Annotated in this window: 10 protein-coding genes and 1 pseudogene; 7 read left to right on the top strand and 4 right to left on the bottom strand. The window is 59.1% G+C overall.

What is annotated here, in order from left to right; translation table 11 throughout:
* Together AWB72_RS16845 and AWB72_RS16840 are read left to right on the top strand one after the other, a co-directional pair.
* A partial coding sequence (locus tag AWB72_RS16845; RefSeq protein WP_342065760.1) for a response regulator occupies nucleotides 1-403 on the top strand: 403 nt, incomplete at its 5' end.
* 293 nt (nucleotides 404-696) lie between these two features.
* Complete coding sequence (locus AWB72_RS16840; RefSeq protein WP_244285655.1) at nucleotides 697-993, top strand: response regulator; 297 nt, start codon at nucleotides 697-699, stop codon at nucleotides 991-993.
* Nucleotides 994-1,260: 267 nt separating this feature from the next.
* Here AWB72_RS16840 and AWB72_RS29440 read toward each other — a convergent pair.
* Nucleotides 1,261-1,643, bottom strand: a pseudogene (locus AWB72_RS29440) (hypothetical protein).
* A 219-nt stretch (nucleotides 1,644-1,862) separates the two neighbouring features.
* Here AWB72_RS29440 and AWB72_RS16830 point away from each other — a divergent pair.
* The 4 genes from AWB72_RS16830 (at nucleotide 1,863) to groL (ending at nucleotide 9,283) form a co-directional block, all read left to right on the top strand.
* Nucleotides 1,863-3,794 (top strand): PAS domain-containing hybrid sensor histidine kinase/response regulator, encoded by a 1,932-nt coding sequence (locus tag AWB72_RS16830; protein ID WP_159459375.1) that lies wholly within the window; start codon nucleotides 1,863-1,865, stop codon nucleotides 3,792-3,794.
* Nucleotides 3,795-5,286: 1,492 nt separating this feature from the next.
* Entirely contained in the window at nucleotides 5,287-6,162 is an 876-nt protein-coding gene (locus tag AWB72_RS16820) for a lipid A biosynthesis lauroyl acyltransferase (RefSeq protein ID WP_087128393.1), read from the top strand.
* A 1,093-nt stretch (nucleotides 6,163-7,255) separates the two neighbouring features.
* Nucleotides 7,256-7,546, top strand: a complete 291-nt coding sequence (locus AWB72_RS16815) for a co-chaperone GroES (RefSeq protein WP_006999126.1) — start codon at nucleotides 7,256-7,258, stop codon at nucleotides 7,544-7,546.
* A gap of 96 nt (nucleotides 7,547-7,642) precedes the next feature.
* Nucleotides 7,643-9,283 carry a chaperonin GroEL gene (gene groL, locus AWB72_RS16810; RefSeq protein ID WP_040050823.1) on the top strand — a complete coding sequence of 547 codons (1,641 nt, stop codon included), beginning with the start codon at nucleotides 7,643-7,645 and terminating at the stop codon, nucleotides 9,281-9,283.
* Between the two features lie 111 nt (nucleotides 9,284-9,394).
* On the opposite strand, the gene AWB72_RS16805 is transcribed toward groL, so the two are convergent.
* The 3 genes from AWB72_RS16805 to AWB72_RS16795 all read right to left on the bottom strand — a co-directional run bounded on the left by AWB72_RS16805 (nucleotide 9,395) and on the right by AWB72_RS16795 (nucleotide 11,588).
* The gene (locus AWB72_RS16805) at nucleotides 9,395-9,829 is read right to left on the bottom strand and encodes a hypothetical protein (RefSeq protein ID WP_087128370.1); all 435 of its coding nucleotides are present in this window, start codon (nucleotides 9,827-9,829) and stop codon (nucleotides 9,395-9,397) included.
* 39 nt (nucleotides 9,830-9,868) lie between these two features.
* A complete protein-coding gene (locus AWB72_RS16800) occupies nucleotides 9,869-10,645 on the bottom strand; it encodes a DUF72 domain-containing protein (RefSeq protein ID WP_087128369.1) in 777 nt (258 codons plus the stop codon).
* A gap of 67 nt (nucleotides 10,646-10,712) precedes the next feature.
* Entirely contained in the window at nucleotides 10,713-11,588 is an 876-nt protein-coding gene (locus AWB72_RS16795; protein WP_087128367.1) for a hydroxymethylpyrimidine/phosphomethylpyrimidine kinase, read from the bottom strand.
* A 278-nt stretch (nucleotides 11,589-11,866) separates the two neighbouring features.
* Between AWB72_RS16795 and AWB72_RS16790 the strand changes: the two genes are divergently transcribed.
* A complete protein-coding gene (locus AWB72_RS16790) occupies nucleotides 11,867-12,037 on the top strand; it encodes a rubredoxin (protein ID WP_025527884.1) in 171 nt (56 codons plus the stop codon).
* Nucleotides 12,038-12,052: the final 15 nt, after the last annotated feature.

Raw genomic sequence — 12,052 nt, 5'->3', positions numbered from 1 at the left:
CAAGGAATGCTCAAACCAGGCGGGTTTGCCTTGCTGCACGACCCCTCCACATAACCGCGCGCTACACATAAATCCAGTAATGTTGCGCGCAACATTACTGGACGACTATGTCGATACGGCGGACGCCATCAGCATGGTGCTGGGCCTAAGCGGATTCGACGCCGCTGCAGTCTATGGCGGAGGGGCGGCGATTGACGCCACTGCGCGGTGGCGGCCGGAAATCGTCTTGCTGGACATCTGGATGCCCGACATGTCAGGGCTGGACGTGGCCGGCCGCCTGCGGGAGAACAGGAAAACCTCGGATCTAGTCTTGATCGCGCATTCCGCTGCGGCTGGCGAGCGTGATCTGGAGCGCGCAAACGTCGTTTCCCCGCTTCGACGCGCGGCCGCTTCGCGCTCTTGATTGCGTTGACATTGTATTAACAACAACGCAGCGATAATAAACCAGATCACCGAACGGCACGCCATAATTCCGACGGACCAAACACGGCCTCTTGCCGTGCAAATCGAGGGGCGGGCACACCGACTGCGGCGTCCATAGAAATAGTTCGAGATGTTGATTCCACCTTTCCGCGCCTTCCTCCGTTTCGCCTTGCCCTGGACCACCCGCCGCGTTGCCATCAACGGCGTTCCCCCTCGCGTCCTGATCGTCGATGACAACCGAGCGGGGCACTGGCTCTCGCGACATATCTGTCGTTGGAACAGATTGAGCCCCGCACTGCCTTCAATGGCCGGGGAGCCATCCTTGCCGCGGAAATGTGGATGCCGCACGTCATTCCGATGGATGTTTCCATGCCGGAATGCAACGGTATCGAGGCCGCGCGCGTACTACGGCATGATCCACGCACCAGTGGAATCGCGATCATCGCCTATACCGCACTGGACGAAAGCGAGGTGCGACGCCAGATCAAGGATGACGAATTCGATGGCTACCTGCAAAAAGGCGTAGCCCACAGCCAGTTGATCGAGCTGATCGCGATGTTTATGCGGTGACGCGGGCGCGAGCTTAAAGAGCAATATGGCATTGCTACCGAAATCACAGCGCCAAAGAAAAAGCCGCCTTGCGTAAAGCTGCGCGAAGCGGCCTGATGGTGCCTTTTCTGGTTCGGCCTAGATGTGGATGCACTCTTGCGCTGCGCAAGATCCGACGCCGCGACCTCCCCTTCCTTTGCTGGTCGACTTCGGCTAAACAAGGAGGGGAGCGTCGTTGCCGCCTACGAATGAAGCACTGCCCCCCAGCGCCGAGTTCGAGTGCCGAAGTTACCGTATCGGCGAAACTGTACCGAGCTTCTCGGCGAGCATCCGCTCGTACACACCGAAGTGAAGGTCGATTTCCTCCTGCGTGACCGCCTCAACGAATATGTTGAGCTGGCCGGCAGGAGACCCATGACGGTGGCCATCGCCGCTTCGAGCTGCGGCGCACACACACGGTCCTCGACCATCGTGGTGCCCATCCTGATGTCGTACGCCTTCTCCTGACGGAAGATGATCTCAACGATGCGCGCCCGGGCGCTCATGTTGTGATCGACCGCCAGGCGAGTGACCTCCGCCAACAGGTGCATGATCTCGCGAAGGAAACCTTTCGTTGTCCGCTTATTCGCTTTGGTGGACACGATACTCCCAAGCGCTTCAACTACGATCAAGGTGAGTTGCCCGGCCGCTTACTGAACTAGTCCGAGGATCGCCGTATTAGTCACCGTTCTTCTCTCCGGCAGCCTCGAGCGCCCGGTTGCGCGAAATGATGCCGGCTGCTGCCAGTCCCGCAAGCGCACCATGGGAACCGGGACATGGCGGCCCCGGCAACGCGGTCATGGAATCAAACTTGCGTTTTCTTGAAATGTGCTAATTCGCACGGATTCACCATGGGCCATAGGACGATGCTTACACCGCATATTTTCGAAATCGTTTTCAACAGCTCGCCGGCCGGCAACTATTTGCTTTCGCCTGACCCTGAAGCCACCATCCTCGCAGTCAACGACGCGTTTCTCCAAGCATCATCGCGTAGACGGGAAGATTTGGTTGGCTTGAGTTTGTTTGACGCTTTTCCAGGAAATCCGAACGACGCAGAGGACACAGGTGAAAGAGCCCTCCGTAGATCCCTCGCACGCGTCCGTGAGACTGGAAAGTCTGATCGCCTCCCCGCACAGCGGTATCCCATCCGAATTGAAGACGCGAATGGACGGGTGGCATACGAGGAACGTTTCTGGGCCGCGACAAACACACCGATACATGACGAAGCCGGCAAGATCGCATGTATTCTGCATACGACGGTCGACATTACCGAGCAATTTCGGTACCAAAACGCGTTGGAAGAAAGTGAAAAGCGGTTTCGTGCTCTTTCCAACGCGACGGAGGACGTCATCTACCGCATTAACCCGAATTGGACAGAACTGCATCCACTAGAGGGACGTGGGATTCTGAAAAATGTCGTCGTAACCGATGCCCTTTGGCTGGACGATTTCATTCCTCCCGACGATCAGCCACCGCTGAAAGCGGCAGTAGATGAAGCGATTCGTACCAAATCCGTTTATCACCTTGAGCATCGCGTGAGACGGGCGAGTGGAGACTTTGGATGGGTGATTTCCAGGGCCGTTCCTATGCTCGACGACGCTGGGAATATTTACGAGTGGATCGGCGCAGCTAGCGATATTACGGCGCGCAAAGAAGCAGAACAAAAGCTGCGTGATGCGGACCGGCGCAAAGACGAGTTTCTTGCAATGCTTGCTCACGAACTCCGCAATCCTTTGGCGCCAATGAAATCCGCCATCACACTAATGGAGAGAGGGGGCCCCGTGCCGCAGGCGGAACTTGTCGGCATGATTAGTCGTCAAGTTGACCATATGACCCGCCTCGTAGACGACCTGCTGGACGTATCCCGAATCACACATGGTCGCATCAAGCTTCGGCTAACACCGCTTATTGTGGGCTCATCTATATATGGAGCAGTCGAGACCGTGGCCTCGATGACGAAGGCACGTAAGCAAAATGTCACGGTGACCCTACCGCCAGACCCTATTTGGATTTGCGCGGACGCCGCCAGGCTCTCGCAGATACTTGTCAACGTGCTGAACAATGCGAGTAAGTACACGCAGGAAGAGGGGCAGGTTGAAATCGCGGTGCACGCCTCAAGTCAGGTCGCTGTCATCGTGATTCGTGATAATGGGAGTGGAATCTCCCCGACATTGCTTCCCCATATCTTCGAGCTTTTCTCACAAGGTGAGCGTACGCTTGATCGGTCAGAAGGAGGCCTCGGTATCGGTCTTTCGTTAGTAAAGCAGCTAGTGCGGTTGCACAACGGGGACATTGATCTGGAAAGTCCCGGCCCCGGGCAAGGAACTACTGTCACTATCAACTTCCCGCTTTTGAACCATGAACAGACCGACATTGCTCATGGCCCTTTGCCTCCTGGTAAACCGGTGTCTCCTGCTAGGCCTGCTCGGGTTCTTGTCGTTGACGATAATCATGATGCAGCTGATTCGCTAGCCCTGCTCTGCGAAGCGGAGGGCCATGACGTAACGGTAGTGTACGACTCAATGTCCGCCATCGGCGCTGCTGATCTTCGCCGATTTGACGTAGCATTGCTCGATATTGGCCTTCCTGATATGGACGGGTACGCATTAGCTGGACAAATTCGAAAAAAAGGCGATGTAAGACCTATGCTTATCGCAGTCACCGGGTATGGACAGGCGGAGGATCGGCTACGAACCATGACGGCCGGATTTGAGCATCATTTAGTTAAGCCAGTCGATATAGGTCAATTGCTGAGGCTACTCGACGCCGCCCGTCCCAAGTAATTTATGTGTAGGTTTAACAGTGTCCGAGGCTTTGTTCGATTTCTGACAGGCTCCGCCACGTGAGACCAGTCAGCGGCCGTCCAAACGAAAGACTTGAAGCGGTGCATTTGGCTTACAGAGGAATGGCATCGGTGATAACTCAAATTGTGCGGGCAGGCAACTGCGATGCAGCGGATGCACTTCATTAGCCTTGCGAAATGGTGCGGAATACCCGGGAAACGACTTGAGCAAAAAGGCCTCAGTCGTATCTAATCCGGCTGTTATGGCCGCTACGCTCGTATAGCATTCCAACGAACAAATTCCATTCCCTCCAACTGTCTTAGCTTTGTCAACGAGGGATTGCTCACGGTGTCTGAAAGCACGGCTGCGCGAAAGTTGTCAGGCCCTCGGCTGACGGGTTGCAGATCTCTGGCACATTCCAAGTCGCGAGCGACTGATACGCACTGCGCTGTCGCCGCCTTTCGGGGGGAACGGTGGCTATGGCCGATGCTCGCAAGGCGAGCTCAAGGTCAGGTTCCGAAGAAAGACCAGCCGGTCGCGTGACTTTTACACAGTACAAGAGAACAGCAGAAGTTGGCCGGTTGGGTTAGGTGCCCAACGGCGGCTTAGTGGCAACCCGTTCGCAAAATCTGGGTTCGGATGACTGACCGCTTTGCGGGCTGCTGTCTGTCCGGAGCCGGTCCTCCAGAGCCAATAGTCTCCGCCGGACGGCCGCTGTTCGAGGATTGCGACGACTTGCCGAAGCATGGCTCCGGTTACAGATGTGCTTCCACGCTGTGCCGTTGCGATAAGTCTTCTTATCGTAATCGCCTGATTTCGTGCCTAAACTGGAAGGCATGAGAACGCTTCAGTCTCCGGCGCCTACGCTCGCTGCACCTGCCTCGCCGCACTTTCCGGACGCTGCGTCGCTCGCCGCGCTGCGGGCCTGGTACGCAGGCCTGACAGCCCGCGCGGCTGTCGCCCGCTACCTGTCCTCCGCCAAAGCCGACGGCGAGTTCCGTCCCGTGCTTTTGTGATAGCCTTCGTTTCGGCTGCTAGCCTTTCCGCAAATACACCAATTTTCAGTTTTCGAAGGTAAAGAGCGCTGGAAAGCGCAGTCAGGACGCGCGGTGGCAGTCAGTTGTGCGTAGCCGTCCACGCCGCAATCCAACCAGAACGCTTCTAATTTCATCGCAAGACTCAGGAAGGTTCCTGGTCGTGCTCAAAGCCCATTCGCCCGCAGCAGCGTGCGATACTCCATTGGCTCGCGGTACCGTGAAAAGGCCAACTACGATGTCCACACCCCGGCCAATCTTCGCCGCTTCCACCAGCCGTCGCGTGGACAGCACCATGAAGTCGGGCCGGAGTTTGACTTAGCCCCTATCGACGCACCCCTTAAATGGGACACGCCAGGACAGCGACTTCGCCCTGGAAATTTTATGGATCAACGTTTGTGGTCAGCGAATGGAAGCATTTCCAGGTAGCTTGGCTGTCCGCGACACAGGAGCAGGTCTTGCAGCAACTCGGTCATCTGCTCGTCGTAGCTTTACTTCGCACGCTCTCGTTACTTCCTTACCAATTAATCGCCAGGCTTGGCAGCGCGATCGGCGCGGCCCTATATGCGCTTCCCAGTCGCCGCAAACACATAGTCCTTGTGAACCTGCGCCTCTGCTTTCCGGAAAAGTCGGAACCTGACTGCGATGAGCTTGCGAGGGAACACTTCCGGCAGGTCGTCCGCAGTTATCTCGAACGAGGCGTGCAATGGTTTGGTAGCGCGCGAAGGATCCGAAGCCTTGTCCAGGTCGAAAGCGCGATTGATCTCGAGGACCGCGATGCGCCGCCCACGATCTTTATGGGGTTTCACTTCGTGGGCATCGAGGTCGGGTGCATGCGTTACTCACAGAAGATGCCAGTCGCGTCGTTGTTCACGCACATGTCGAACACTCGTCTTTGTGATCTAGCCAGGCGGCAGCGGGGCCGATTCGGCGCAGAAATGATCGAACGTTCGACCAGCGCGAGAAAGATCGTGCGACTTCTTCGAGAGGGCAAACCGGTCATGCTTGCTGCGGACATGGACCATGGCATCGAAAACTCAGTCTTTGTGCCATTTTTTGGCATCCCGGCGTGCACGCTAACCTCTGTTTCGCGACTTGCGAGAATAGGGCGCGCGCGCGTTGTGCCGTTCGTCACGGAAGTGCTGCCGGATTTCAAAGGGTATCGGTTGAGCGTTTTTGCGCCCCTCAGCGATTTTCCATCGGAAAGCGATACGAATGATGCGCGTTGCATGAATGCGTTTCTCGAGACCCAGATACTGAAGATTCCTGCCCAGTACTACTGGGTGCATCGACGCTTCAAACATCGTCCAGAGGGCATGCCTCCGGTTTATTGATCGCGCATGCGCCCAGCTCGTTTTTCTATTGCAGGCAAGCTATCGAAACCGGCGTGCGAAACCAATAAGAACGGTTGTGCCGACCGACAAGCCGACGGACATGGTCCGCTCACGAAGGTCCGTTGCCTGGGCCGAGACGACGTTCGAACGTCCGCGTGACGGCGGAGGCCAACGTCCGGAGGTGGCCGACTTGCGGCAGTGCCGGCGCCAAACTGATCGCCGGATAACGGTCATTGAGCCGGGAGGGACGGGGCCTCCGATAGCCGAACTGGACGACGACCTCGACGGCCGTTCATGGGCGCCAGCTGCCTTCACCCTCTGACCTGATCTTGTCGGCGTGCCGCTCACTTCCGTAGCGCGGCAGTCGTTCGTATCAGCACCTTCGTGGACAACGAATTCCGCTCCTGTAAGAGACCAGCGGAATCGACAGCTAATCCGATCACTTGCACGCGCTCCGTCCTTTGTGAGTGTCGGTCCATGATCGACCAGAAGCCCGCAGCGAATGCGAACTTTCCGCTCTCCTTGGCGCCAGACAACCTTGCGGCAATCTACGGGTGCCCCAGCTTAGTCGTAAAACCGATTCAAGCCGGTTTTCAGATGTAAAAAGGGGCCACTTCTCGGTGTTGAGCGGCCGCTACACGGCGCGTCGTTTTCATGGCCGTTCACACTTAAGCGATACGCGGGCTCTAATCCACGAGGTTTACCCTACTGAGTCGGCGACCTCCGACGTTTGTGCGGGAGGCCACCTAAAAACCGCGGGCGTTAGCCGGTTGGTGCGGGCACCGCAGAACCACGAGCTATCCACTAAGCTATTGTTTCGTCAAGAAAAGCCCACCCCGCAGCCGGCTGGGATGCTCGGTAGAAGTTCAGAGTTGAGTGAGCAAAGTTCAAAGTTAGGATCTCAACATCAATGTACGGTGAACTTCGACACCAAAGAACTCCCCCGGGCAGCTAGCTCCTTGAAATTGTCAAATGCCGTCCATATAATTGGCACTCACGGCACGAGAGTGCTAACAAGATTTCCGTCCGGCGGGTTTTCACCTAAAAGACGGGTTTTCCCGCGTTTTCAGTCTCATTCAAGAGAGGAGTGTGTATGAACCTTCGTCCTTTGCACGATCGCGTCATCGTCAAACGTCTGGACCAGGAAACCAAGACCGCATCGGGCATCGTGATTCCGGAAGCAGCGGCAGAAAAGCCGGATCAAGGCGAAGTCCTGGCCATCGGCCCGGGCAAGCGCGATGACAAGGGCGCGCAAATCGCCCTCGACGTGAAGGTCGGCGACCGCGTTCTGTTCGGCAAGTACGCTGGCCAGACCGTCAAGGTCGACGGGCAGGAACTGCTCGTCATGCGCGAAGAAGACATCATGGCCGTTCTGGTCAAGTAAGCATCCTTCCTGCAATCGGCTTCGCCACTGAGGCAGCGCTACGCAGCGCGCCGCGCCGAAGCCGGAGCACACTGAAACGAATCAAGGAGTCTGGATATGGCAGCTAAAGAAGTCACGTTTGGCGATTCCGCACGCGCCAAGATGGTCGAAGGCGTGAACATCCTGGCCAACGCGGTCAAGGTCACGCTGGGCCCGAAGGGCCGCAACGTCGTGCTCGAGCGCTCGTTCGGCGGCCCGACGGTCACCAAGGACGGTGTTTCGGTCGCGAAGGAAATCGAGCTGAAGGACAAGCTCCAGAACATGGGCGCGCAAATGGTCAAGGAAGTCGCTTCCAAGACCAGTGACAACGCCGGCGACGGCACCACGACCGCTACGGTCCTGGCGCAATCCATCGTTCGCGAAGGCATGAAGTACGTCGCATCGGGCATGAACCCGATGGACCTGAAGCGCGGTATCGACAAGGCGGTTGCCGCTGCAATCGAAGAACTGCGCAAGATCAGCAAGCCCTGCACGACGAACAAGGAAATCGCGCAAGTCGGCTCGATCTCGGCGAACAGCGACACGTCCATCGGCGAGCGCATCGCTGAAGCAATGGACAAGGTCGGCAAGGAAGGCGTGATCACCGTCGAAGACGGCAAGTCGCTGCAAGACGAGCTGGACGTCGTCGAAGGCATGCAGTTCGATCGCGGCTACCTGTCGCCGTACTTCATCAACAACCCGGACAAGCAAGTCGCCGTTCTGGAAAACCCGTTCGTGCTGCTGCACGACAAGAAGGTTTCCAACATCCGCGATCTGCTGCCGGTGCTGGAACAAGTCGCGAAGGCTGGCCGTCCGCTGCTGATCATCGCTGAAGACGTCGAAGGCGAAGCGCTCGCAACGCTCGTCGTCAACAACATCCGCGGCATCCTGAAGACCGTCGCCGTCAAGGCTCCGGGGTTCGGCGACCGTCGCAAGGCCATGCTGGAAGACATCGCGATCCTGACCGGCGGTCAAGTCGTCGCGGAAGAAACCGGCCTGACGCTCGAAAAGGCAACGCTGGCTGAACTGGGCCAGGCGAAGCGCATCGAAGTGGGCAAGGAAAACACGACGATCATCGACGGCGCTGGCGAAGCCGTGAACATCGAAGCTCGCGTGAAGCAAGTGCGCAAGCAGATCGAAGAAGCGACCTCGGACTACGACCGTGAAAAGCTGCAAGAGCGCGTGGCCAAGCTGGCCGGCGGCGTTGCAGTGATCAAGGTCGGTGCTGCGACCGAAGTCGAAATGAAGGAAAAGAAGGCACGTGTCGAAGACGCACTGCACGCCACGCGCGCAGCTGTGGAAGAAGGCATCGTGGCAGGCGGCGGTGTTGCGCTGATCCGTGCTCGCCGTGCAATCGACGGCCTGAAGGGCGCGAACGCCGACCAGGACGCAGGTATCAAGATCGTCCTGCGCGCAATGGAAGAGCCGCTGCGCCAGATCGTCACGAACGGCGGCGAAGAAGCTTCCGTCGTGGTGGCGGCTGTTGCTCAGGGTTCGGGCAACTACGGCTACAACGCGGCAACCGGCGAGTACGGTGACCTGGTGGAAGCCGGTGTCGTCGACCCGACGAAGGTGACGCGCACGGCGCTGCAAAACGCGGCATCGGTGGCAGGCCTGCTGCTGACGACCGACGCAGCCGTCGCCGAACTGCCGAAGGAAGATGCTCCGATGCCTGGCGGCATGCCCGGCGGCATGGGCGGCATGGGCATGGACATGTAATCTGGCTTCCGAGCCGAATTACATCGGCGCGAGCTTCGAAAGAGGCTCGCGTCATGCCAGAAAAAAACCCGCAGCGATGCGGGTTTTTCTTCGTCCATCGAAAACGCGGCACTATTTGTTCATCTGATCGCGCAGGTTCTGCGCGGCGGCCTTATAGTCGTAGGTCGGATAGAACTCCGTGTTGTAGCCGCCCCACGCAGTTGTTTCGATCGCGCGATTCACTTCGCGCAGCCGCTCGGCGGGCACGCGCAGCGTCACCACCTGGCCGATGCCCATCATCACGTACCACGACACCACTTCGACGCCCGGCGGCGGAAACGTCTTGAAGAAGCCTTGCTCCTTCAACTGTTCGTTTATCTTCGGCAGCGGCTTCGATTGATCATGCTTCAGGAAGATGGTCAGCAGGAACGTGCCGTCGCCGGCGGGCGTCGCGGGCGGAACTTGCGGCGCGCTGGTCTGAGCCTGCGCAGGCAGCGCGAAATGAAAGAGCGAGGCGAACATCGCGGCCTGAACGAGGCGTGCGGTCCATCGTGCCGGCTTGTGCATCGGGCTTCTCCGTATGGAAAAGGCAAACCTGAACCGCGTTCAGCGGTGATGAATCCGCAATCGTTCCATCAGATGCAGCGCATTGGGCTGCGCGTTGCCTTGCGCGGTGTTGTCGAAGATGCACCAGACCTCGGCGGTTTTCTTCGCGCGCGCATGCAGCGTATGCGCGAGATGGTCGAGATACGTGTAGTCGTAGGAAGACTTGTAGAGCTCGGGCGATCCGTGCAGCCGCACATACACGAGCGACGCGTCCGCCCGATGCTTGATCTCGCAATCGTCGGGAATCGGATCGGCATCGACGTACGCGATCTGATGCGCCTTCAAAAGCGCCGCCGCCTCCGCCGTGAACCACGTCGGATGCCGCGCCTCGCACGCGACCGGCAGCTTCGTGCGCTCGCGCAGCGCCTTGAAGAACGCGTTGGCCAGATCGTGCTCGAAGGGCAGGCTCGGCGGCAGCTGCACGAGCCAGCAGCCGAGCTTGTCGCCGAGAAGGGTGGCGCCGTGCAGGAAATCCTCGATGAGCGGTTCGGTCTCGAGGAGCCGCGCGTCGTGGGTAATCGCCTTGGGCAGCTTCACCGAAAATCGAAACGATTCCGGCACGCTCTGCGCCCACTTTTCGTAAGTCTGCTCGCGGTGCGGCTTGTAGAAGCTGGAGTTGATCTCGACGCAGGTGAGCACGCGCCCGTAGCGTTCGAGGTGCGAGCCTTCGTCCGGAAAACTCGAGGAGACGGCGCTCGTCAGTGACCAGCCCGCGCAGCCGACGCGAATCGCGCCTTGCGGGCCGGGCTTGTGCAGATGGGGCAATCGATACGGCATGCGCTCGCGAAGCCTCCCTTGTGTGGTCTCCTGCTACCTCGGTTCACTGCTTCTGCTTTTGTTTTGCTTAGTGCCGCGCTTCTCCCGGCAGCCCGGCCGATTCGTCGGAGAGCGCGGATGCGTCGGTCTCGTCGTCGGCATCGTTGGAACGCGCCCAGAAGAAGCGGTCCGGCAGATACGCGCCCATGCCCGGACGGAACGCCGCGCGCGCGGCCTGAAACACGTACTCCTGCGCCTCGCGGGCGGCCTCGGCGGGCTCCTGTCCGTTGGCCAGCAGCGCCGCGACGGCCGCGCCCAGCGTATCCGTCAGGCCCATCACGCGATGCAGCCCCCGATCCCACATGTCCTGCCGCACCTGTCCTTCCTCGCTGTACAGCGTGTTCACGTGCCGGTGCGTGCCGGTTTCCATCGCGAGAACGTACTCGCAGCCCTGCGACAGAATATGGGAAATCGCGGAATCGAGCGTGGGCGCTTCGGCGTCGCTGTCGGGCTGCGCGAGTTGCAAGAGCGTGGCGTGATCGGCGATCAGCATGGTCGTTTGCGGCACAAGGAGATCGGCGAGCGATTCGCGCAATTCGTCGGCCGAGAGCACGTGTTCGTCATCGAGCGTAAAGTCGGGCGCGAGGATCAGCGGAACGTCGTCGTAATCGGATACCACTTCGGCGATCGCCGATACGACTTCCGCCCGCGTCGCCGCGCCGATCTTGAACGCGGCGACCGGCATGTCCTCGAGCAACATGCGCGCCTGCGTGGCGACGGCGTCGGGGTCGAGACCGTTCACTTCGTCGCAGCTCGCGGAGTCGCGCACGGCGTAGCCGGTCAGCACCGTGGCGCCGTGGCAGCCCATGCTCGCGAGCGTCAGCAAGTCGGCCTGCAAGCCCGAGCCGCCCGTCGGGTCCGAGAGGCCAAAGGTCAGAACGATCGGTGGAGAGTCGCCGGTCATGGCAAAAGCGGACATTTTCGATGTTTTGATACGAATTGGATGGCGCAAGTGGAACGGAGCGGTCCGGGAATGCGTCGCACTCGCGCGCGCTGCCCGGCCATGTTCGATTATGCGTCCTATTGCCGCCCGCCTGCTGTCGCATCCGCGCTTTTTCGATGCGCGGGCGCTGTCGTCCCGCTATTCGGGAGAACGGCGGCGGGGCGGCTTGCTAGGCATCGACTCGGCAACACGGTACCATCATGTCCTAATTTAAACCGATCAATCGACGCGGCATAAGTATGGAATACAGAAGCTGGATGTGCCTGATCTGCGGCTGGATCTACGACGAAGAGGCGGGATTGCCCGAAGAGGGCATCGCGCCGGGCACCCGCTGGGAAGACGTTCCGATCAACTGGACCTGTCCCGAATGCGGAGCCCGCAAGGAAGATTTCGAGATGGTCCAGATCTGATCTGCATGCTCTCCC

This window comes from Caballeronia concitans (assembly GCF_001544615.1).
GTDB classification, from domain to species: domain Bacteria; phylum Pseudomonadota; class Gammaproteobacteria; order Burkholderiales; family Burkholderiaceae; genus Caballeronia; species Caballeronia concitans.
The sequence above is the reverse complement of the archived record's forward strand: the minus strand, read 5'-3'. Positions and strand labels throughout refer to the sequence as shown.